Origin of the sequence: Microcoleus sp. N9_A2 (assembly GCF_036701775.1) — a bacterium.
GTDB lineage: Bacteria > Cyanobacteriota > Cyanobacteriia > Cyanobacteriales > Microcoleaceae > Microcoleus.
In genome coordinates this window covers 189,732-214,079 of record NZ_JAUBRH010000002.1, presented here as the reverse complement: position 1 = coordinate 214,079, position 24,348 = coordinate 189,732, and the positions used below count along the sequence as shown (strand labels likewise).

9 protein-coding genes are annotated in these 24,348 nt (G+C 46.8%); 7 read left to right on the top strand and 2 right to left on the bottom strand.

All coding sequences use genetic code 11. The annotated features are described in order from the left end of the window. Nucleotides 1–193: 193 nt before the first annotated feature. Nucleotides 194–8,563: a hypothetical protein gene (locus QUA44_RS02135; RefSeq protein ID WP_333247626.1), complete on the bottom strand. Its 8,370-nt coding sequence runs from the start codon at nucleotides 8,561–8,563 to the stop codon at nucleotides 194–196. A 1,349-nt stretch (nucleotides 8,564–9,912) separates the two neighbouring features. On the opposite strand from QUA44_RS02135, the gene QUA44_RS02130 reads away from it, so the two are divergent. The 7 genes from QUA44_RS02130 to QUA44_RS02100 all read left to right on the top strand — a co-directional run bounded on the left by QUA44_RS02130 (nucleotide 9,913) and on the right by QUA44_RS02100 (nucleotide 23,028). Then, the gene (locus QUA44_RS02130; RefSeq protein WP_333247630.1) at nucleotides 9,913–10,614 is read left to right on the top strand and encodes a hypothetical protein; all 702 of its coding nucleotides are present in this window, start codon (nucleotides 9,913–9,915) and stop codon (nucleotides 10,612–10,614) included. A gap of 25 nt (nucleotides 10,615–10,639) precedes the next feature. Continuing rightward, nucleotides 10,640–11,794 carry a DUF1822 family protein gene (locus tag QUA44_RS02125; RefSeq protein WP_333309465.1) on the top strand — a complete coding sequence of 385 codons (1,155 nt, stop codon included), beginning with the start codon at nucleotides 10,640–10,642 and terminating at the stop codon, nucleotides 11,792–11,794. A 30-nt stretch (nucleotides 11,795–11,824) separates the two neighbouring features. Next, the gene (locus QUA44_RS02120) at nucleotides 11,825–13,681 is read left to right on the top strand and encodes a CHAT domain-containing protein (RefSeq protein ID WP_333247633.1); all 1,857 of its coding nucleotides are present in this window, start codon (nucleotides 11,825–11,827) and stop codon (nucleotides 13,679–13,681) included. Continuing rightward, nucleotides 13,678–14,784 carry a hypothetical protein gene (locus QUA44_RS02115; protein ID WP_333247635.1) on the top strand — a complete coding sequence of 369 codons (1,107 nt, stop codon included), beginning with the start codon at nucleotides 13,678–13,680 and terminating at the stop codon, nucleotides 14,782–14,784. Before QUA44_RS02120 ends, QUA44_RS02115 begins: the two co-directional genes overlap by 4 nt. A 31-nt stretch (nucleotides 14,785–14,815) precedes the next feature. Beyond that, the gene (locus QUA44_RS02110; protein WP_333247638.1) at nucleotides 14,816–14,962 is read left to right on the top strand and encodes a hypothetical protein; all 147 of its coding nucleotides are present in this window, start codon (nucleotides 14,816–14,818) and stop codon (nucleotides 14,960–14,962) included. A gap of 255 nt (nucleotides 14,963–15,217) precedes the next feature. Next, nucleotides 15,218–21,856, top strand: a complete 6,639-nt coding sequence (locus tag QUA44_RS02105) for a CHAT domain-containing protein (protein ID WP_445243724.1) — start codon at nucleotides 15,218–15,220, stop codon at nucleotides 21,854–21,856. Between the two features lie 164 nt (nucleotides 21,857–22,020). After that, the gene (locus QUA44_RS02100) at nucleotides 22,021–23,028 is read left to right on the top strand and encodes a tellurite resistance TerB family protein (protein ID WP_333247641.1); all 1,008 of its coding nucleotides are present in this window, start codon (nucleotides 22,021–22,023) and stop codon (nucleotides 23,026–23,028) included. Nucleotides 23,029–23,366: 338 nt separating this feature from the next. Here the strand turns inward: QUA44_RS02100 and QUA44_RS02095 are convergent, their stop codons facing one another. Next, complete coding sequence (locus QUA44_RS02095) at nucleotides 23,367–23,933, bottom strand: RNA-binding protein (RefSeq protein WP_333247643.1); 567 nt, start codon at nucleotides 23,931–23,933, stop codon at nucleotides 23,367–23,369. Nucleotides 23,934–24,348 lie beyond the last annotated feature (415 nt).

The following is a 24,348-nucleotide window of genomic DNA, read 5'->3' as shown; positions in this document are numbered from 1 at the left end:
CCTGTCTGGTCGCCCTACAATTGCTCTGAGGATGCCAATGTTTTAATGAATTTTCTAGATACAAAACAACGATGAAAATGAAGAAAGGTTCGTAGTGTCAGTTTTTTACTTTTGACCTTAAAAACTGCAAAAAACCCGGCTTCTTTAAGAAACCGGGTTTTTATTCGATCGCCCTCAACCAAACCTACAATTACTACAAGCTAGAAATTCCTGTCAAACCGCTATTTGCTAGCGGGTTGCCGGGACTTGCAGCCGGAGTAATTAAGAGGCTGCTGTCGTTGCCAAAAGTATTGGCAATTGGGGAAATTGAACTACTAGCGATCGTGCCGCTTAAAGGCATAATTGGCTGAGTTTGAGCGCTGGTTAGAGAAGTCAACAAGTTGTTAGTGTCGTAGATCAGGATGTCATCGTCGGTTTCGCTAAAGGTCATCATGGTGGGAATTGCACCGCCATTCAGCAAGATATCGTCGGGGATAGTATTGGCAGAAGTTACTGTCAAACTAGCTGGATCAGTCGCTGTTGTTAATGGTTCCAAGGTGATAGTTGCTGGTGCAGCAGTTGTGCTGTTTGGCTGACTAATTGGTGCAGTTGCTGTTGCTGGATTAGTACCTGTTGTTAATGGTTGCAGAATCAAACTTGCTGGTGCAGCAGTTGTGCTGGTTGACAGACTAATCGGTGCAGTAGTCGTGCTTTGGGGCAGGCTGGTAGATGCAGGAGTAGCGCTGGATAAGCTAGTGCTAGAACCGCTGTCGATCGCACTTAGAACATCGTCACTCTCAACAGGTTCCCCGGTTAAATCATCGATCGTCGGGGGAGTATTGAAAACTCCAGGCAGCGGGGCTCCGGGGGTGATGGAAATAAACCGAGAACTGTCGATCGCACTAAATTGAGTATCTTTCAACCAAGCTAAATGTTCGCCGGTGCCTGCGATGCTGATCAAGGCATCGTTAGTATAATTATCGCCGCCTTGAACGATTTGCAATTGGTCAAAAGTGAGGTCTTGTGCGAGTCCTAAGTAATCGCGATCGGTCTGGAAGTAGAAAATGTTATCGAGTCCCGAACTTGGCGACAGTACAAATATGTCGGAACTGCTGCCTCCAATCAGCGAATCTTGACCGTTGCCGCCCTTGAGCACGTTGTTGCCTTCGCCGCCGTAAACGCTGTCATCGCCGTCGTTGCCGTTGAGGCTGTCGTTGCCGCTGCCACCGTTTAAGAAGTCGTTGCCGTTACCGCCGTCGAGGGTATCGTTGCTGCTGCCGCCGTCTAGGCTGTCGTCGCCTTCGTTGCCCAACAGGTAGTCGCTGCCGGCTTCCCCGGTTAGCAAGTCGTTGCCGCAACCGCCGTCGAGAGTGTCTTTACCCGCGCCTCCCAGCATCGTGTCGTCGTCGCATTCGCCGAACATCAAGTCGTCGCCGTTGCCTCCGCCCATCCAGTCGTTGCCGCTGCTGCCGACGAGGGTGTCGTCGCCGGAATCGCCGGTGAGAGTGTCGTCGCCGGAGTCGCCGACAACCAAGTCGTTACTCGCGCCGCCGTCCATCAAGTCAGTTTCGTCGCCGCCGTAGAGGGTGTCTTCGCCAACTTCGCCTAACATCGTGTCTTGCCCTTGACTGCCAAACATCAAGTCGTTGCCGGCCCCGCCGAACAGTTTGTCGTCGTCGATGCTGCCGTCAATTTTGTCGTTGCCGGCACCTCCTAATAATTGGTCGTTGCCGGTACCGCCGAATAGTTCGTCATTGCCAGCGCCGCCGTCGATGCTGTCGTAGCCGGAACCGCCGTCGATTTTGTCTTGCCCTGCTTCTCCGAGAATGGTGTCGTCGTCTTCGTTACCCCAAATGTTGTCGTTGCCCGCGCCGCCTTTGATGAAGTCGTCGCCTGCTTGCGCCCAGATGTTATCGTTGCCGTCGCCGCCGAGAATTGAGTCTGCGCCGGAACCGCCGTCTATGTTGTCGTCTCCGGTTTGTCCGAGGAGGGTGTCGGCTGCGTCTCCGCCGTAGATTTGGTCGTTGCCGCGGCCGCCGTCGATCGCATCTCGGTCTTCGCGGCCGTAGAGTTCGTCGTCGCCGTCGTTGCCCCAAATGTTGTCGCTGCCGGTACCGCCATCGATGAAGTCGTTGTCGTCGTTGCCTTCGAGGCTGTCGTTGCCGGATTGACCGAAGATGCGATCGTCCCCTTCTCCTCCTGCTAAAGTATCGTTGTTCGCGCCGCCGTCGATGTAGTCGTCACCGCTGTTGCCGTCGGCGAAGTCGTTGCCGTCATTTCCGTAAATTCGATCGCGCCCTTCACCACCACTCATGCTATCGTCGTCAGCGCCGCCTTCTAAGTAGTCGTCGCCATTGTTACCGGAGAGGGTGTCTTTGCCGACTTGACCGAAAAGTCGATCGGCCCCATCGCCTCCTTCCAAGCTGTCGTTGCCGGATTCGCCCCACAGTTGGTCGTCTCCGGTTTGTCCCAACAGCGTATCGTCGTTATCTCCGCCCCAGAGTCGATCGTCATCAGCATTGCCTTCTAAGAAGTCGTTGCCTTGGCGGCCGTATAATTTATCACGTCCGTCGTTGCCGGAGAGAGTATCGTTTTCGGTGCCGCCGTCCAGGATGTCGTCGCCGCTGCCGCCTGCGAGAGTATCATTGCCGGCTTCTCCCAACAGGCTGTCATTATCTTCGCCGCCGTCGAGGGTGTCGTCGCCGCTACCGCCGAACAGGGTATCTGTACCCGATTCTCCCTGCAAGATGTCAGCGTCGTCTCCTCCCCAGAGGGTGTCGCTATCGTCGCCGCCGAACAGGGTGTCGAGGCCGGCTTGACCGTAAATTCGATCGCGCCCTTGGTTGCCTTGAAGCAAATCGTTGCCGGAACCGCCGTCAACAATGTCATCGCCGCGGTTGCCGATAACCGTATCATCACCGACTTGTCCGAACAGACTGTCATTATTATCACCACCGTCCAGGATGTCGTTACCGTCGCCGCCTTCGAGGGTGTCATTTTCCGTACCGCCGTCGAGGGAATCGTTGCCGAGTTCGCCAAACAGCCTGTCCCTTCCCGAATTGCCTTCGAGAATGTCATCGCCGCTGCCGCCGTAGAGAGTGTCGCTGTCACCTTGACCCAGCAGGGTATCGTTGCCGTCGCCCGCCAACAGCGAGTCCTCGCCGGAACCGCCTTCTAATAAATCGCTGCCAGCTTCGCCGAACAAAGTATCTTTGCCGTCGCCGCCGTAGAGGGAATCGTTGCCGTCGCCTGCATCGAGAATGTCGTTGCCGTTTTCGCCGTAGAGGTAATCGTCGCCAGTTTGGGCTAATAAGGTGTCATCATCTTGACCACCCCAGAGATAGTCGTTGCCGCTTCCGGCATCGAGAATGTCTTTGCCACTGTCGCCGTAGAGACTGTCGTTGCCTTCTGCTGCGTTGAGTGAGTCGTTGCCCGCTTCCCCAAACAGGTAGTCGTCGCCAGCTTCGGCTAATAAAGTGTCGTCGTCTTGACCGCCCCAGAGGTAGTCGTTGCCTGCGCCAGCATTCAGAAAGTCTTTGCCACTATCGCCGTCAAGGGAATCGTTGCCTTCGGCTGCGTAGAGGAAGTCGTCGCCCGCTTCGCCAAACAGGTTGTCGTCGCCGGCTTTGGCGTATAGCGTGTCGTCGTCTTGACCTCCCCAGAGGAAGTCGTTGCCAATTCCGGCATCGAGAATATCTTTGCCGTCGCCGCCGTAGAGGCTGTCGTTGCCTTCGCCTGCATCGAGAAAGTCGTTGCCGCCTTCCCCAAATAGGTTGTCGTCGCCGGCTTGGGCGTATAGCGTGTCGTCGTCTTGGCCTCCCCAGAGATAGTCGTTGCCAACTCCGGCATCAAGAATATCTTTGCCGTCGCCGCCGTAGAGACTGTCGTTGCCTTCGGCTGCATCGAGGGTGTCGTCGCCCTCTTCGCCGTAGAGGTTGTCGTCGCCTTCTTTGCCGAGGAGGATGTCGGCATCGTCGCCGCCGTAAAGGTTGTCGTTGCCTTCGCCTGCATTCAGGGTGTCTTTGCCGGTGCCGCCGTAGAGATAGTCGTTGCCAGTTCCGGCATCGAGGGTGTCGTCGCCTGCATCGCCTGCGAGGGTGTCGTTGCCGGCTTCGCCGATGAGGGTGTCGGCATCGTCGCCGCCGGAGAGTTCGTCGTCGCCGGTGCCGCCGTATATGAGGTCGGTGTCTCCTTCTCCGTAGAGTTTGTCGTTTTCGCCTTCGCCGTAGATGGTGTCTTTGTCTTCGCCGCCGTACACAAAGTCGTCGCCAGCGCCACCGTAGAGTAAGTCGTTGCCTGTTTCGCCGAAAATCGTGTCGTTGCCGTAACCCGCGTCTCCTGCCACGGTGTCGTCATCGCTACCGGCGTAGATTAAGTCGTCGGCATCGCCACCTCGGATGTAGTCTCGGCCTGCTTCGCCGTAAAGGGTGTCTTCGTCTTGGTTGCCGTAGATGCTGTCGCCGCCTTCGCCGCCGTAGATTAGGTCGTTGCCGAATTCGCCGTAGAGTTTGTCGTCGCCGCCGAGTCCGTCAATGCGATCGTCTCCAGCATCGCCAGTGATAACGTTAACGGTATCGTCGCCGGTAATATTATCGTCATGGCGAGAACCGGCGACGTTTTCAATGCCAGCAATCTTGTCTTGGTCTCCCCAGCCGTCAGTAGCATCGCCTGTTTGTAAGTTGACAGTAACGCCGTTGGGGTCGCGGCGGTAGCTGAGAATATCGATGCCTTCTCCGCCGTAAAATGAGTCATTACCGGCATTACCAATTAATAAATCGTTGCCTTCTAATGCCCAAATTCGGTTATCTTTTTCGTTGCCAATTAAGATGTCTTCAAAGCGAGTACCGATGATATCTTCTAAATTTATCAAAGCATCGGTAGTGCCAAAACCATCTTTACCTGTACCGGCAGCAATTTCAAAATCTCGTTCGAGTTCGGTGTAATATTCGCTGGGATTGACATCGGTAACGAATTCTTTGAAACGTTGGTTGATGTTGTTGTCGTAGTCGCTATTTTCGTCAATATTAACGATAACGCCGCTGGGAGAATTGATGTAATTAACGAGGTCAATTCCTTCGCCGCCGTCAATTAAATCGTCGCCGATTTCTCCGATTAACGAGTCATTGCCAGTACCGCCAAATAATTCGTCATTTCCGGCGTTGCCGTTGAGAGTGTCGTCGCCTGCTTGGCCTAAAAGTACGTCGTCATCGAGGCCGCCAAACAGAGTATCTTTGCCGTCGCCACCATCGATGAAATCTTGGCCTTGACTGCCGAAAAGATTGTCATCGCCAGCTTGTCCGTAAATATCATCGTCGTCGGCACCCCCATCAATGATGTCTTGGCCATCGCCGCCTTCTAACCAGTCATTGTTTTCGTTGCCTTGGATAACATCGTTGCCAGCTTGTCCGTAAATTCTGTCATCTCCGGTATTGCCGGAAAGCGAGTCTTGGCCGCTGCCGCCATCGATGTAGTCGTCGTCGGCGTTGCCTTCTATGGTGTCGCTGCCGTCTTGTCCGTAAAGGATGTCGTCGCCTTCGTTGCCTTGGATGAAGTCGCGGCCGCTGCCTCCTTCGGCGTAGTCTTCGCCAGTGTTACCTTGGATGATGTCGTTGCCTGCTTGGCCGTAGAGTTTGTCATCGCCTTGTTCGCCGTAAAGTAGGTCATTTTCGCTACCGCCATCGATGATGTCGTCACCTTCACGACCGTAGATAATGTCGATGCCGGCGTTGCCGTAGAGAAAGTCGCTATCAATCCCGCCGTCGAGGGTATCTTCACCTTCATTTCCTTGTAGGGTGTCGCTGCCAGCTTCGCCAAGGATGATGTCGTTACCATCGCCACCACGTACTTCGTCGTTATCTGTGCCAGCATAAACAATATCATTGCCAGCTAAGGCATAAACAATATCATCGCCAGCACCACTGGTGATTATATTAACTCCATCGTCACCTTCAATTCGATCGCCAAAGCCAGAACCGACAACATTTTCTAGACCAGAAATATTATCTTGCCCGCCAAATCCATCTGTAGCAATACCATCTTTCAGGCTGACGGAAACACCGCTAGGATCGCGGCGGAAACTTACAGTGTCAATTCCTCCATTTCCTTCTAGTCGGTCGTTGCCAGCACTGCTAATAACAAGATCGTTGCCAGTACCTGCTTCAATGACATTATCTAAACCATTGCCGATTAAAATATCGTTAAAAGAAGAACCAACAATATTTTCAACTGCAACAATACTATCTGCAAAACCAAAACCATCTAATGCTTGACCTGAAGCAATTGCAAAATTAGGTTCAAGGTCAAATATTCCTGCTGTTTGTTGGTGTTGATAGTTATTGTTTTCATCAATGTTGACAATAACACCACTAACTGAATTGGCGTAACTGATTGTATCTATGCCAATTCCTCCATTAAGTAAATCATTGCCTTGTTCACCTTGCAAGAAATCATCTCCTTGTTCGCCATGAAGACTATCACTACCAACCCCTCCATAAATAGTATCATTGTCTTCAGCACCCATGATTCTGTTGGCGTATGAATTGCCGTAAAGGACATCATTACCTGCTTCACCATAGAGATTTTCAACACCAGCAGATTCAGGTAAGCTTAAAATGTCGTCGCCAGCCGTTCCTACATTTGGATAAATGGCATTAAATGGTATCTGGACAGAAATTTTGTTAAATTCCGGAGCCGCACCACCATTAAACTTCGCATACAGATCATTGAAAGGTATGCTGAAATCTGACTTGAAAATATCAATGCGACGGCTCAACCCATCAATAACGATTTCAGGTAGGTCAATAAGGTTAACATTTGCACTGACATTTTTCAGGAAGGGATTGCTGAAGACTGTACTACTAAAGTCTACTTTTGCGGTAAGCCTCCCGATATCTACATTAAACTGTGTTTCTAAATCTAATGCAAAGTTTGGCTTGAAGAAAATATCTGGATTCAGTTCAAATTTAACATCCATCTTGGAATCATTGTCTAGATCCTTGGCGAGTAATTCATCAAGCTCAGAATATGGGGTGGTAACATCTAGAAATTCACCGCCAATTATTTTTGGTTCAGTATTTCTAATCCCTACCTCAAGTTCATAAATTGCACTTACTATACCAGTAAGCTCCATAGGTAGTAACCTGTATTCAGCTTTAAATGGTCCAGTTTCTATGCTCTGAGCGAGAAATGCTAACTGTGGTATTTTTGCTAGAAGTTTATCAAAATTTAGTGTGAGGCGAGCCAACTCATCGGGAAGAGAGGGCTCAGGGTTAGGTTCGCCAGGAGCAAGGAGTTCAGGATCGTCTGGGAGGTTAGGATCATTTGGAGAGCCAGGATCATCTTTAGGTCTTTCATTACTAACTTTGATAGAAAACTGGTCTTCTGTAGATGAATTTTTCAAGCTAAAGTTAAACTTGGGGAGGGGACTTGCTTTAAAAGTTGCCAAGCCACCCAATAGGGGAATTGTATTAACACTAATTGAAGGAGCTAGAAAATTCACTTGCCCTGGCAAGAGGTTCACTTGTATTACTGGATTGTTTAACGTATTGATGTTAACCATTCTGTGTGTAAAGTCTCCACTTATACCACCAAGAATGGTTTGCTCTGTACCCACTCCAGCAATACTTGCAGATGCACTCAGCGAACCAATATTGTAGTCAAAAACAGCATCTAAAACTGCATAAGCAGAAGGAATTGTATAGCCAAGCTTTGCATCAAAGATAGTGGTGAAGTCAAACAGAAGTTTCTTCCCAGAATCACTTGCATTCAAAAGAGCTTGCAATGGAAGATCGAAATCTATTTCACCTAAATTTATACCTGCATATGCTTTAAACCCTGCGCCAAACGATCCACCTCCTAGCTTGATTCCAGCCTTCAAGCCACCTTCATCAAAAAAAGTTTTCTCAAACCCAGGGTATCCTGTCTTTAGAATCAAAGAATCCTTAGAGTCATAGTCATAAGAATTTTCAATTTGTATGCCAGAAAACTTTTCTATATAGTCTGCTGTCTCAGCCTTAAAAGCATAACGGCCGAAGTCGATACCATCGGAATAAGTTCCTGTTGTTATTGACTGTTCAACAACAATACTAGAATTGTCGATAGTTAAAAGATTCGAGTCATCCTCTTGTTTAATTGCATCCAAAGTAGAAGCATCTAAATCTTGACCTAAAACTGTTGCGGAAAAAATGGCACCTTCATCCCCAGGAGTATCAGAAGTGTTAATACTCCAATCCACAGAATGACCAATTTCTTCCAATAAAACACTGGCAATCCCTTGAAGATTATCAGTATTTTGGATCAAAAAGTTTTCAGAAACATAAATGGTATTATTTGAACCCGCATAAGCAGCATTAGCCCCTTGGAGTTCAGAACCAGTGCGAATTTCGATCGCAGGTAAAGATCCAAAATCGCTGTTAATCCACTGCTGGTGGATTTCTTCTAACTTACCAGCATCAAAATTTGTGCCGAAAATACTTTGAGCTTTGGCAACAAAATCATCACCCTTGGCAAAATTATTTAACGTGGTGTAAACGGCTTGCAGGGAAGTTTCGATCGCAGAATTGAAAGAGTTATTAGTAGTAGCCATGATAATGGTCCTCGCGTGGTAGATACAATGTGTTCTGAAAATTGACAAAGCGACTCTATCGACAAGCCCGATCGCACTTATGCACTTCTGCACTCTCGAACTGCCGTATATCCGTCATTTACCCAAACTGAAGTCTCGCGAAGTACGATCGCACTTCAACTCAGTTGTCGCAATTACCGGTTCAAATCAACTCAATAAATGCAACTGTGGAAATAGACTAAACCAACATTGGAAGAACCCCTTTCCAATACCCGTTGGGATGTTGGTTCGGAATTCGATCGGGAAGTTACGGGCGATGCGACTTTTGAATAAATCTCAACAAGTGCGATTAGCTTCGTAATTTCCCTTCTATTTATCTATCAGGGTGAACTCAGTGGTTTTATGCAAAACTCTCAAGTTTTTTGGTAAAGTTTTACAAACACTGGGTGGAAGTACGGAATAATCCGTGTTTTTGGGGTTTTGGGGCGATCGCCCCGTCAGGCCTGTTTGTTCTTCCTATTTATCTATCAGGGTGAACTCAGTGTTTTTATGCAAAAATCTCAAGTTTTTTTTGATAAAGTTTTGCAAACACTGCGTGAAAGTACGGAATAATCCGTGTTTTCGGGATTTAAGGGCGATCGCCCCGTCAGGCCTGTTTGTTCTTCCTATTTATTTATCAGGGTGAACTCAGTGGTTTTATGCAAAACTCTCAAGTTTTTTTTGTGAAGTTTTGCAAACACTGGTGAAAGTACGGAAAAACCGGTGTTTTCGGGATTTAAGGGCGATCGCCCCGTCAGGCCTGTTTGTTCTTCCTATTTATCTATCAGGGTGAACTCAGTGGTTTTATGCAAAACTCTCAAGTTTTTTGGTAAAGTTTTGCAAACACTGGGTGGAAGTACGGAATAATCCGTGTTTTTGGGGTTTTGGGGGCGATCGAACTTACGCACGGGTGGTCAGAAACCGGGTTTTTTCGGATAATACTCGTTACAAATGGCAAAAACCCCAAAAACCCGGTTTCTTTGATTTTGATGCGTGAATAAGGCTTTCATAGGCGGGCTAGGAGAAACGGCCCACAAAAAATTAATTGCATTTTTGTGGAACAGGCCGGAGAGCCTGTTCGCGAGCCCACCCCACAAAAAATTAATTGCATTTTTGTGGAACAGGCCGGAGAGCCTGTTCTTGAAAAACCCGGTTTCTTTAGTTCCGATGCGCTAGTCTTAACAAAAATTTACATCCAATTTTACAGCCAAATCCACCGCACAGCAGGACTTTCAACCATCTGCCGCAAAAAACTTTCAGAATTTCACATAAAATTTCCCAGCTAACCCTGATAAGTAAATGTAGGAACAAAGTTGCGGCCGCACTGAACTATGAATGATGAGTACAACCCCTCCCAGGGGGAAGACCACCCATGCGATCGACAAATTCTATATCAAGAGCTCGACATCCTTGTCACCCAAATTCGCCAGGAAACATCGAACCCTTGGAAGCAGAAACGTTTATTGAGTCAGCTTGTTACTAAAATGACAAACTCCGGTCTGATCTGGAAGGAAAAAGTACCTTACTATGAAGATGCTCTAGCAGAACAGTGGGTGTTTTTCTGTAGCAATTTGTGCGAATCCCGCACGGGCCGTCAGTACGATCCTACTCGCAGTAACCCGATGACTTGGTTCAATTATTATTTCAAGCGACGGCTGCAAAATTGGGTTGTGAGGGTAGATAGAGAAAATAGCAGGAGATGCGATCGAGAACAATTTTCAGAAGACGGAACGCGGAGAGATAGAATCGAAGAGATACCCGCTGAGGATGACAGTCATATTATTGAATGTATCCAATACTTTGAAACCGTTAAAAACTGGATCGAGACTAATCCTGATGGCATATTAAACGCACACATTCGAGGACGGAAGGATCTAACTTGTCAAGTTATCTTGAGAAATTTGTTGTCTGGTAAAAATATTACGCAAATGACCGCAGAATATGGCTGCGCTTATCAGACAATCTACGGGTTTTGGAAAAACAAATGTCGTCCTCGTTTGTTGGAAAAATTTGGCAAACATCATGGCTATTAATCATACAGGGAGTTCAACTAGGCAAATGAAAAACAATAGTACCGGAATCCAATCATTACCAATGCCAATTACCCAAAAGGCAATTCGTCTAGCATCGCAATTTGCTTCCGAACACAATCATCCGCAAAAGGTGGAACAAATTTATATCAACACTTTGGCAGTGTTGGTAGTTGGCGATTATTTAAAATTGTTAGATATTGAAACTGACTTGAGTCAATGCGATAGCTGGAATCCAGTGATTCGCTTGTTTGAAAATGTCGCAGATTTGTATATCAAAGGATTGGGTAAAATTGAGTGCATCCCAATTAGAAAAGTTCATCACAACGTACAAAATGACAATGAAAATTCTGCGGCAGATTTGCCGGAAATGTGTCGCGTTCCCACTGAAGCTAGGGATGAACGCATCGGTTATATTGCGGTCGAAATTGATGAAGAAGAAAAAGAAGCAAGATTGCTGGGCTTTTCTCCGACTGCGACAACGGGTGAGTTAGTATTGAGCGATTTGCATTCCCTGGATGAATTTTTGATTCATCTGGAACAAATACATGAATCTCAAGTCGATCTGCGTCAGTGGTTGGAGAATATATTTACATCGGATTGGCTGTCTGTTGAATCGATATTCGATCCGCAACCGGAGACTGAACCGACTGAAATTGAAAATCCGGTCAAATCTAATTTAGGCAATTGGTTGCAGAATGTTGCAGAAACAGGTTGGCAGAAAATCGAGCAAGGTAAACAAAATTTAGAAGACCTGATTTTTCCTGACGATAACCCAAGTTTTGTATTTAGAGGAGGTGGAAATTCCGGTACAGAATCCGTTTCGCACGGGCTTAGAAGTAATATCAATAGGTTTCCCGAAGCTGATGTCACGCGGGGAAAGTTGATTGATTTGGGAATGCGTTTGGGTTCAACAATTATTGCTTTGTTGGTAGCGATTGCCGAAGATGACGATCGCACTCTCAGAGTTCACGTGCAATTGCATCCGGCGATTGGCGATCGTTATTTGCCGCGTCACCTTAAACTGTCGCTAATATCTGATGCTGGAGAAATTTTACAGGAACTTGAATCTACTGTTCAACATCAGTGCATTTCACTGGAATTTTACGTAGAACCCGGAGAATGTTTTGGTATTCGACTGGCGATCGACGATTTGAGCATAACAGAAACTTTTATGGTATGATTCTCTAATTACTCTTACCGCAGCAAATTTATGACTTGGACTGTCATATTGGCTTTAGGGTCTGGAACTCTTCAAGAAGGCTTTCCTCACGTCACGGCAAAGTTGAAAAACCAAGCAAGACCTATCAATATTCAATTCAAAGGAAGCTTGCCACCAGTACCAGACCTTGAGGTACTGCAAAGAAGATGGAAAGTTTGTTGTTCCGGGTTCCAATCTAGCAGAAGCAATTCTCGGATAAAAATCAAGCCTACAAGCACAGCTTATGTTTCGGAAAACAATCCTCGCGCTATCTATGAAGGGTTGAAAGAAGAAATGCAAAAATGGCTGAATGCTGACGAATTTTACCGAAAAATTGAGGTAAATCTCAGGACGCAAATCGGCAATACATCTGAATACATTCAAATATTTCTAGAGTGCGATAATTCTGAGATTTGCGAGTTGCCTTGGGATGTGTGGAACTTTCGGGAAGTGTACCGCAACAGTGAAATCATCCGCAGTCCGTCAGAGTATACAATACCACATCAGCAGGAAACTCAAGCAGGAATATATCTACCTTCTAGGGGCAGAATTTTATGCGTTTTAGGTAATAGTAAAGGCATAGATGTTAAAAAAGATACTAAAAGTATCGCACAAAGTTTGGGCGATCGCTGCCAATTAGAATTTTTAGATAACCCGACGCCGGAAGAGTTTAACGAACAACTGTTTGATGAAAAAGGCTGGCAAATTTTCTTTTTTGCAGGACACGGCGATAGCGACAATAATGCTACTAACGGACGGCTGCACATAAATCAAAATGCTGCCAACAATACTGTTACAGTAAATGATTTAAAAATAGGTGTAAAGCGAGCGAGTTTTAAAGGGTTGCAATTGCTAATCTTTAATTCTTGTTCGAGTTTGGGATTAGCAGCGGATTTGGTGGCCCAGAATTATCCTTTGCCGTCAATAATTGTAATGCGCGCACCAATTCCCGACCAAATTGCTCACGATTTTGTGAAGTCTTTGTTCGGATATCTGGCGGATGGAGAACCTTTGTTTTTGGCAATGCGAAAAGCTAAGGATGATTTGCTGCACTGGGAATCTCAATTTCCGGGCGCTAGCGGGATTCCGGTGCTATGTCAGCATCCAAATTTTGAGGAATTAACGTTACCGCGAAGAGGCGCAACTAAACCTTTGATTTCAGCAGCGGATGGTGCGGCCGATCGCCCAAACCGCCCCCAATTTACTGTTTCAACTAAACTTATGCAGCGTACAAGCATTAGTTTAGCTGTTTTGGCGATCGGCTATATATTAATGGGCCCGATCTTAGCCCGTGTTGCCAATGAAATTGGTAGAATAAATCACAAAAATGGTCAACTATTTATTGCCGAAAAATGCTACCAATTAGCAAATTTATTCAATCTAAATTATGCTGGTTCTTACTATAATTTAGCCGATTTGTACGAGAGATTGAATGAAAAAGAATACGCCGAAAAAGCAATGAAGGAGGCCGCGCGGCGGGGTTCTGCTGAGGCGAATGCTCAAATATCTCGATCGCTCATTATCGACAATCAACCTCAAGAAGCTTTAAAGTTTGTCGCCGCTTGTTTAGAAAATACTGAATACGACGGAGTAAAAGCCGCTTGTTTTAAAAATCGCGGCTGGGTGCGGTTGACACAAAAGCGATATGACGCTGCTGAAGCAGATTTGAGAATAGCAATAGGATTCAGAGGCGACAGCCCAGAAGCTCAATGTCTTTTAGCACAGGTTCTCGAAATCAAAGGTAAGCCGCAAGCAGCCTTAGAAGCTTGGAATCAGGCGCTTAAATATTCTAATTACCGCGTGCCGAAACAAGATGAATGTATGGAAATTGCCCACCAACGTTTACAAGCAAAAGGAAATATCAAATGAAAACCAGGATGGCAATTATTATCGGTTTAAGTTCGATCGCAACTACCGCACTAGCAGCCAGCAACCGAATATCCAACGGACTAATTATCCATACTAGCGGGGAAGTTGCGATCGAGCGCCAAAACGGGCTAATTGTCCGCCCTACCAGCGGTACGCTGATTTATCCGGGAGACAAATTGCGAACAGCACAAAACGGACAAGTTATGCTGCAATGTGCTGATTTGGGAATAAAGTCGATCGCAGGGAGTGAAAATCAATTGAATAGCTGTTTGTTAGCTAAAGAAAAGTCTAAATCTGATTGTAGCGCCGACTTGGTTAAATGTCCCGATCGCGGCGACGATAAAATTGCTTGGAATAGCGCGCCAATTCCTTATATAATCAGTCCGAGGCGCACGAAATTGCTTGACAGCAAGCCAATTTTGCGGTGGAATCCGGTTGCTGGCGCTACTAGCTATAAGTTGAGCCTCCGGGAAAATGGAGCGAAATTAAACTGGGAAATGACTGTTAGCGGTACTGAGGCTGTCTATCCGGGGGAACCGGCGCTGAAACCGGGTGTTAAGTACAGATTGATTGTCGAGGCGAATACGGGTGCTTCTTCTGAAACTCCGGTGGTAGAAGGAGATACAGAATTTGGGTTGCTGGATGAGGGTGAGGTGGAAAGGGTGAAAAGTGAGGTTGGGGCGATCGACAAACAAGTACCCAATCCAGCGGCTAAAAAATTAGCAATATCCCAGATTTATCTTAGCACCAACTTGATTGCAGAAGCAATAGAAACCTTAGAAAGTTTGTCAAAAACTGGAGTTGAAACACCGCCAATTTACCGCACTTTGGGCGACCTGTATCGGGAGCGCTTGCAACTGATGCCACAGGCTGAATTATACTATTCAAAGGCGATCGGTACAGCTAAACCCGACGATATCGAGGAGCTAACCGAGGCTCGTTACGGTTTGGGACAAGTTCATTCATCCATGAGAAACAATCTGGAGGCTATGGGTTATTTACGAATGGCAAAAGATGGATTTCAAACTTTGGGAGATTTGCCAATGGCGGAGAAAGTAGAGAAGCAATTGCGGGATTTGCAAAGAAGGGAAGAGAGGAAATAGTAACGCGCTGTGATGTGAATTCCGGCAGGGAATGAATTCCCTGACTCAAAGCAACGGAGGAGACGGCAGTGCCGTTTCCCTACCCCAAAATAATCATGAGTACGATCTGAGAGATGTCACCATCACCCGATTAATTGTAGGGAAACGGCACTGCCGTCTCCTGGCTAAAATCAACTAATAGCCAACTATCACCCGATTAATTGTAGGGAAACGGCACTGCCGTCTCCTGGCTAAAATCAACTAATAGCCAACTTTTTTTTACAGTCCTCTGAAGAGGACTTTCGCTATTAGCCAGGGGTTGAAACCCCTGGCGGACTGAGGGACTCGCAGACTATCAGAGTGTACGAGATATCATCTACTAACAAAAACCATGAAATCAACATACAAAAAACCGCGCTTTTTCCTCACATTCCTCTCCTTCACCACCTTAGCAATGTGGGAAATAGGACTTTTATTCCCATCCCAAACAGCCACAGCCCAAATCACCCCCGCAACCGACGGCACGAATACTCAAATTACTCCCAGCGGCAACCAATTCAATATTAATGGCGGCCAACAATCCGGCGACGGTGCAAATCTATTTCACAGTTTCCAGCAATTTGGTTTAACTCAAGGACAAACTGCTAATTTTATATCAAATCCCAATATCCGCAATATTTTAGGGCGAGTTGTCGGCGGCGATGCTTCGTTAATTAACGGATTAATTCAAATAACGGGCGGCAATTCTAATTTATTTTTAATGAATCCGGCGGGGATTGTTTTCGGTACAAATGCCAGTTTGAACGTGCCTGCTGCTTTCACCGCGACTACTGCGACGGGCCTCGGTTTTGGCAATAATTGGTTTAGCGCGGCTGGTACTAATAATTATGCTTTATTAGTCGGAAATCCTAATAGTTTTGCTTTCACAAATACACAGCCGGGAGGAATTGTCAATTTAGGCAATTTGGCAGTGGGAGAAGGGCAAAATTTAAGTTTATTGGGCGGCACGGTTTTGAGTACGGGACAACTTTCTGCACCGGGAGGAAATATTACTGTTGCGGCTGTACCGGGTGAAAGTTTAGTCAGAATTAGTCAACCGGGAAATCTGTTGAGTTTGGAGATTCAGCCGCAATCTGTAGCCGGGAGTTTGCCTCAAAATTGGGTGTTGCCAGTTGCATCTTTGCCGCAGTTGTTGGCGGGTGGCGGGGGAAGTGCAACGGGGGTGACAGTCAACGCTGGAGGGCAAATAGAATTAACGGGTTCTGGTTTGCAGGTAGAGAATGGAGATGTCACTGCTAAAGCAGTAAGTGCGGAGACTGCAACGCTGTCAGCTAATCGCAATTTGACATTAGTTGAAAGTCTGTTGCGTACAACTGGCGATTTGAATTTGCTGGCTAACAATACTGTGCGGGTGCGCGACAGCGTGGCAAATCCGTTTGTGGCTAATGCTGGCGGAAATCTCTACATTCAGGGAAATCAAAGTATCGATCTTTTGGCGCTAAATCATCTTTCGCAAACGCCTTTTGTGAGCGGTGGAAATCTGACTTTAGTGAGTGATGGCATCATATCTACAGATGCTCACTTTCGCAGTGGCAATAATATGTCAATTCTCGATCGTTCGGGCAAACCTGCTAATTTTACCAGTTTGTACGATCCAATTATGCAGCCTAATGACTATACCTCTGGGGGATATACGGGGGCTTCCCTCAAGGTAGATACCACTTCGGGTACGGGAAATATTACTTTTACTGGAGATATCATAATTACGAGTCCAGATGCAACTTTGGCTGGTGCTACTACGGGTGATGAATTTATCTTGGGAAGTTCGCGATCGGTAATTTTGCGATCTGGCGGCAACATTCAAACAGGAAACATTGACACGTATCCCGATCCAAATATTTTTATAAGAATTGGTCAAACTGGCCCTATAACTTTGCAAGCTACAGGCAATATTCAAACAGGAAACATTAAAACAGATAATTTTGGGGGTGACGCTGGTTCTATATCTTTGACTGCTGGAGGAAATATTTCAACAGGAGAACTTCGTGCTATAGTTAGTTCTGTTAATGGCAATGGCGGTAATATTACTGTTAATGCAGGTGGCAGCTTTACTCTTACAGGAAATATAGCTTCTTTCTCACCAAGTCGAGCGGGTGACATTACTCTCAAAGCAAAAGGCGATATCTCTATGAACTGTTCTAATCCCTCTGTTTGTATAGAGAGTTTTGCTGGGGGTTCTCCTACCTTCAAACCTACTGGTAATAGCGGTAACGTTACCATCATCAGCGAACAAGGAGCTATTATTTTTTCTCCAAGTGGAGTACATATCAGCAGTGGAAATGGCGATTCCCCCGACCGTCCTGGTTCTATAACGTTACAGGCAAATGGTAATATTAATGTAGATCTTATAGGCTCAAATAGTACAGGTGAATCGAAAGCAGATGGTGGAACTATCAATATTACCAGCGTAAATGGCAATATTGAGCTTGGCGATATAAATAATTCTTCAGATGGGGGTAATGGTGGCAATATCACCATCTCTACCAGTGAAAATATTATAACAGGTGATGTATTAAACTACGGTAGATTGCAAGGCGGGAGTGTTAATTTTACTAGCACGAAGGGCAGCATCACTACAGGAAAAATAAATGCAACCAGCTCTCAGGACTCAGGAAATGATACAATTTTTCTACCGGAAAATGGTGGATCAATTACTTTGAGTGCCGATCGCAATATTACGACTGGCAATCTCAATGTAACGGCGAATCAAAACGGCGGCCCGATCGCACTTACGAGCACTGCCGGTTCCATAAATACCGGAACGATCGATGTCACGGGCGATCGCGCTGCTGGAAATATTACCATTCAAGCCAGCACCGGCATCACAACACCGACAACAGGAACCGCGATCGCGGGTACTTCTAGTAGCGGCAACGGTAGCAATGTTACTTTATCTACTGCCAGCGGTGACATTAATATAGGCGATGTATTAGTATCGGGAATCCAGGGCGGAAATCTAAAGTTTACTAACAGCAACGGCAATATTACTACAGGTCAGCTATTGACAAGTTATGACGGTTCATCTCCCGATCTTAAAACTAACACAGGCGGCAATGTTAATCTAAATGCTGGGGGAAATATTACTACCAGCGACATCCGGGCGATCGGCAATCAAGACGGCGGTTCAATCACGTTTAAAAGCGGCGGGGCGATCGACACTACCGCCGGAATCATCAATGCGATCGGCGGCAACAACGGCGGCAATATTTCCCTCGAAGCTGGAACCAACATCAGTACGGCAGGAATTGGTAGCGCTTTATTATTAAGTGGGTTCAACGCCAATAGCGGCAATCTTCGCATTCAAAGCGGCGGTAATATCGACACAACAGCAGGCCCAATTATTACCGCTGCGGCAAATGGCAAGGGCGGAGATATCACCATAATTGCTGGCGGAACAGTTTCGACATCTGATATTAATTCCCGCACTTTCGCTCCCAGTATTACTGTGAGTGGTGGCAATATTGATGTTAAGGCAAATGACTCTATTACTGCCAGTGGCCAGATCGAAACCAACCGCAATAACATTACTTTTAACGCTCCGGTAACATTAGGTGACAACCTGTCGGTCAAAATCTTAGATACTGGCGATATTACTTTTAAGTCTACTGTTGACGGGCCTTACAGTCTTACTGTTCAACCCCAGGCGGGAAGTGTGGATTTTGGTAAAGATGTTGGCAAAGCGACTGCCCTCAACAGCATCCATATTGAAGATGATATCACCAAAAATTCCGGTGCAATTAACATTTTTACTACGAATAATATTACCGCCCAAAATATTAAGTCAGCGACCGGAATTTCTTTGGATAGCGACAAAGGAGAAATCACCACAGGTGATCTCGATGCGACTTCCCCTAACACTGGCGGTAATATTGCTTTGAGCGCTGGAACTAATATTGCTGCGGGCGATATCAATACCTCGTCTGCTGGTAATGGTGGCAGTATCTTGCTCGACGCTACCGGAAGTATTACTGTTGGTAAAATTGACTCTTCGGCGCAGGGGAATGCAGGGAATGTCACGGCTTATAACCGCAGTGCTGCGGGCAATATTACGGTGAGTCAAATTAACGCTCAAAGTAGTCTCGGCAAGGGTACGGGAGGCAATGTCGAGATTCGGATGGGAAGGTTTTTTCGATCGCTCAATTCCTTCACAGACAGCAACGGCATCAATGCTAGCATTTCTACCGCTGGAAGTCCTGGAGATAGCAGCGGCGGTACTATAATTATCCGCCACGGAGGCGCAGGATTAACGCCGTTTATTGTCGGTGATTCTGCCACCAATGGAACGGCGGGTGCAATTACTAGGGGAAATTCTGATCCTATTCAAACAATTTTGCCGTATATTGCCTATCCTTATACTCACAAACAGGATGGCGATCGCATTCAAATTATTTCCGTACCGCCGCCAATAGTTGCACCGACACCCGCAGCTACTCCCACGCCCGCACCGACACCCGCAGCTACTCCCACGCCCGCACCGACACCCGCAGCTACTCCCACGCCCGCACCGACACTCGCAGCTACTCCAACACCTGCACCCACAGCAGCAGCTACTCCAGCGCCCGCACCCACAGCCGCAGCTACTCCAGCGCCCGCAGGCACGCCCTCCCCGCAAATCCAACCGCGTTTACCCCTCGCACCTTCGGCAACACCGGAAAGCTCGATCGCACCATCCCCAACACCGGAAAGCTCGATCGCACCTTTCCCAATTCCCCAAATATTTATCCCACCTTCGGCAACACCCCAAACTTCGATCGCACCTTCGGCAACACCCGATCCGATACCTGGTTTTCCCCTCAACATCCAACTACCTGAATTGCCCGATTCATTCGTACTGCCACCCCGCGCGCGCCCCACACAGCCCTCAACACCCACAACCCCAAACGCTGCTGCCCGCATAGCTTCGAGGCCTACCCTTCCCTCTGTTTCCCAAATCAACTCCTCCCTCGGCACTCAACCTGCGATCGCCCCCCAACCTTCAAACGCACCAAATCCCGCGCCCGCAGCCCCTCTTGCCTCTGTAACCCAGCCTGTAACTCAGATTCAGCTAGCACCTGCAAGCTCGATCGTACCCGCGCCTACAAGTGCGATCGTACCCGCGCCTGCAAGTGCGATCGTACCAGCGCCTGCAAGTGCGATCGTACCCGCGCCCGCTGTCAGCCAAAGCCAAACTCCCCAACAAAATTTAGCTTTTTTAATTGGCGATTTATTGGGTGCTGAAACTTCTTTCGAGCTAAATCGTGAAACTGGGAATACCAGAGTTGGCTTTCAACTAGAAAATAATCGACAAATATCGATCGACATACCGCCCGTTGAAACACCCAATATTACCTTTATCCCAGCTTCAGAAAACCCTCCAGAAAACCCGCCGCAGCTTGGCGCTTCTTCCACCGAACAACCCGACGGATATATAGTCTTAAATCCCGCTCCCGCCGAGACGCCTCCTCCAGAACAACCTGCTGAAAACCCTACTAATTGGTTGGCAAATATTCCCCAAATCTCTCTGCCGCAAATAGAATCACCTCCCGTTAATCCAGTACCCGCACCAACTCCAATTCCCGCACCAACTCCAATTCCCGCACCAACTCCAGCGCCCGCAACAATTCCCGCACCCGCACCAACTCCCGAACCAACTCCCACTCCCCCTCCGATCGCAGAAAATCCCGCACCCGCAGATATCCCGAATCTCTTTCCGTCACAAATTAGCAGAGCGCTCGTCGAACAAACTTTAGACCAAGGCAATGCTAATGATGCTGTTGCCCTAATTGACCAACTCTTTGAACAAGACTACGAAAATTATTATGGGGAAAATTTCACGGATAAAAAAATCAACGTTCAATATCTAAGAGAAACTCTGAAAACAATTAAGGAAGAAACTGGGAAGCAAGCTGTAATTGTTTACGCGCTCGTCCGTCTCGAACAATTATCGCTAGTTTTAGTAGTTCCCGACGGCCCTCTGATTCTCAAAAACATCCCTGTCGAGAGCGAACAATTGCTGAAAACAGTAGCAGAGTTTCAGAGGTCTTTGGGTCAACCAAATAATTCGGAAAATGACGAATATTTGCCAATAGCTCAACAACTTTACCAGTGGTTAATTGCGCCGATTAGTTCAAATTTAGAAGCATTAAATATAGATACTCTAGTGTTTTCCTTCGATGCCGGTTTGCGCCAACTGCCGCTAGCAGCTTTGCACGACGGCAAGCAATTTCTGGTAGAAAAGTACAGTGTAGGCTCACTTCCTAGTGTCAGCTTGAGTAACACAAAGTATCAAAGTTTGAAAAACGCTCAAGTTTTAGCGATGGGTGCTTCCCAATTTCCCCACACTGATAAACCTGCTTTGCCTGCGGTGCCGATCGAATTATCTGCGATCGCCGGTACCGTCACCGACAAGAAAAATCAAGCGGGATTCAGCAGAAATGAAGGTTTTCTCACTCCTGCTTCCGAATTTCCCTTGTGGCGGGGCCGCTTTTTTCTCAACGAGGACTTTACCCTGGAAAATCTCACCAAACAGCGACAGCAACAGGCTTTTGAGATTGTTCACTTTGCTACTCACGCGAGTTTTCCACAAAATCAAAACGGACGCAACGAAGCTGAGATTGACCTGTGGAACCGCTCTTTGGCTCTGGATGAATTTAGGTTGGCGAAGTGGTACGATCGCCGACAAGTAGAGTTATTGGTGCTGAGTGCGTGTGAAACTGCGATCGGCGACAATATAGCAGCAGAAATGGGATTTGCTGGACTGGCCGTCCGCAGCGGTGTCAAATCAGCGCTAGCGAGTTTGTGGAAAGTTAAGGATATCGGCACTTTGGGACTGATGACCGAGTTTTATGGCAATTTGCGATCGGAAAACATTAAAGCTGAAGCGCTCAGAAAAGCTCAACTGGCAATGATCCACAAACAAATTGTAGTAAAAGACGGTCAATTGCGGGGAACTCAAGGCGCGATCGACCTTACTCAATGGACACAAGTACCAAATGCAGATTTCTCTCACCCGAAGTTTTGGGCCGGATTCACAATCATTGGCAGTCCTTGGTAGGTTAATTGGAGATTTGATATTCACGAGTGGTAAGGTGTAAGGCTAGACACACCCCACATTGACTGGCGGCATTTTGCAAAAAGTAAATGTATCCCTGACTACTATCTTTTTATGTCATAAATTTGCTATGAATAGCACAACTAAACACTAGCGGGGCAAAACCTGTGGGCAAGTTTGATAAAATATTCAATTCAGAAGACCAATCCGAAGCAAGCTTGACTTTAGAAGAATCCGTAGCAGCGGTAGCACTTGTCGCAGCGGAGGCAAATTCCCCTGATACGGATGCTGATATCTTAGAAAGCATACTTTGGGAATCAGAAATATTTGCTGAATACTCGGAAGATGATATGTCAGCAATGTTTCAAAGACTCGCCGGTATTGTTGCCCAAGACGGTTTAGGAGCATTATTTAATACTGCTTGGGAATCCATGCCAGATGAGTTAGTGTTGGATACTTTTGCAATAACCGCAGCAATGTTTGTCGCCGATGGCGAAATATCTGAAAAGCACGAGGCTTTTCTCCAGGAATTCCAGCAAGCATTAGGTGTGGAAGATGAGGAAGCAGCAGAAATTATTGAGGATGTAATAGCTGCTTACTCGGAAGTAGAGGGCGAAGAGTCTGATTTCGATGTGGCATGGTACGTATCTCCTGAAGGCAATTTTAGCGTTCCCATTCCAGTTGACGATCAACGAGGCGGTAAAATTGATGATCAAGAAAGCTGTGTCGCATTTTCAGATGACTTTGGCGTTTTGCTGAAAATTGATTATTTCCCTGTTGCTGGTGAAGTGGAAGAAACAATCGAGTCGGTTGGCGAGGAAGGTTATCTCAAGTCTTTTCTCGACAATTTTGTTTCTCAGGCAATTCTTGCTAATGTTGCCAATTCTAAGTTACTCCATGCGGAATATTTAGAAGATGAAGAAGCTTATTTCGTGGTTTTAGATTTGCCTGGGGGTGCAACTCTCAGCGGGCAGAAAAACGATGGCCCTCTGACTCGGTTGGATGCTTACCGGGGACTTATGGCTTTTATTGCTGACGATTTTTGCTACACCGTAAGCTGTCAGCGAATTTATCAGGAGGGGGATGAATTGGGTTCCCTGGAGTCTGAAGTTGAGGGAATTATGAACAAGATTTTTGACTTTATTGAGACAATCGAATTCGGGCCGATCGAATAAAGAGGACTTGTTTAGACGGGCTAAAAACCAGGTTTCTTTCTAGATTTCTCGCTGCTTAACCCTATATTTTCAGAGAAACCGGGTTTTTAGCCAACCATTCTCAGGATATTACATCGTGTCCGGTCGATAGACAAAAATCAAACTGGTTTCTAGGGAGGACTTAAATCCTCACTACTTCCCGGCTCGCGGTTATTTTACCGCACTGCTAGATATTAGAGGTTTTTTGCCATAAAGAGTGCGATCGAGAACAGGGTTTTTTGACCGATTCTCGATCGCACTTCCAGATACATTCAGTCAACCACAGTCGAGAGACAGCAGCAATTAGCTGCCATTGGCGACTAATTAGTAGTCTGAGCTTCCACCAATCTTTGCTTGAGTTCTTCCAGAGCACTCGCCCAGCGCGGATCTGGCTGCACCGAGCCGGAATCAGCGCTCGACACCGTTGCTGCTGACTGATTGCGGCGAGACTTGTTGTTGTCACCCCGACGGCGATTGCTTTTGCTGGAACCGCCTCCACCTTGGCTAGGGGGAGCCGAGCGCTGCTGTTGCGGCACAGGTGCTGGCACAGACGGCGACGCCGACGCGGACACCAACTGCGGTGACTGCGGCGACGACTGCTGCTGCTGATCTTCTTCGCCCTTCTCAGATTTACCCTTAGAGCGCGGCAATGCCTTCTCTATTTTCAGTGGGTTTTCTTTGAACATCAAGCCGTTGTATTTCTCAATAACTTGGTCGGCTTGTTCGTCGGTTAGCACAGTCACAAAACCGAATCCTCTGCATTTACCAGTTTTGCGGTCTGTAATTACCTTTGTGGTAACAGATTCACCCTCCGGTGCAAAAACTTCTTGCAATTCTAGGCGATCGAGTTCCTTTGGTAGATTGCCAACATAAAGACGAATAGACATGAAAAATTCCTCCAGACTTGGATTTTAATTAATTTGCTCGAACAGAACTACCTGAAGTCAACTGAATATTGACTTCAGGCAAACACCACATAACCAGAGAATTGGCGCATTCCTCCCACCAACCTTGACAGCTCCCCCCACCTTTTAGAACAAAAAGATGATTTACTCTGATAAGGCCGGAACTTAACCGCCGATGCAGAGAGCTTTTAAATCTCAGGTTGTTGTGTAAACTTTTAGTCATCACTCAAATGTTTAGGCTATTGGCTATTCTGTATTACTTGCTTCCGGTTTTGATTCAGAATGTTTATAGCCAGCGCCGTCTAGAAATTTATGTCCAAGGATGTCAATTGCAAGCGATCGGAATGCCAGTATTCAGTTTAATACAGTGATGGATAAAATGGCTAACATTTTTTCA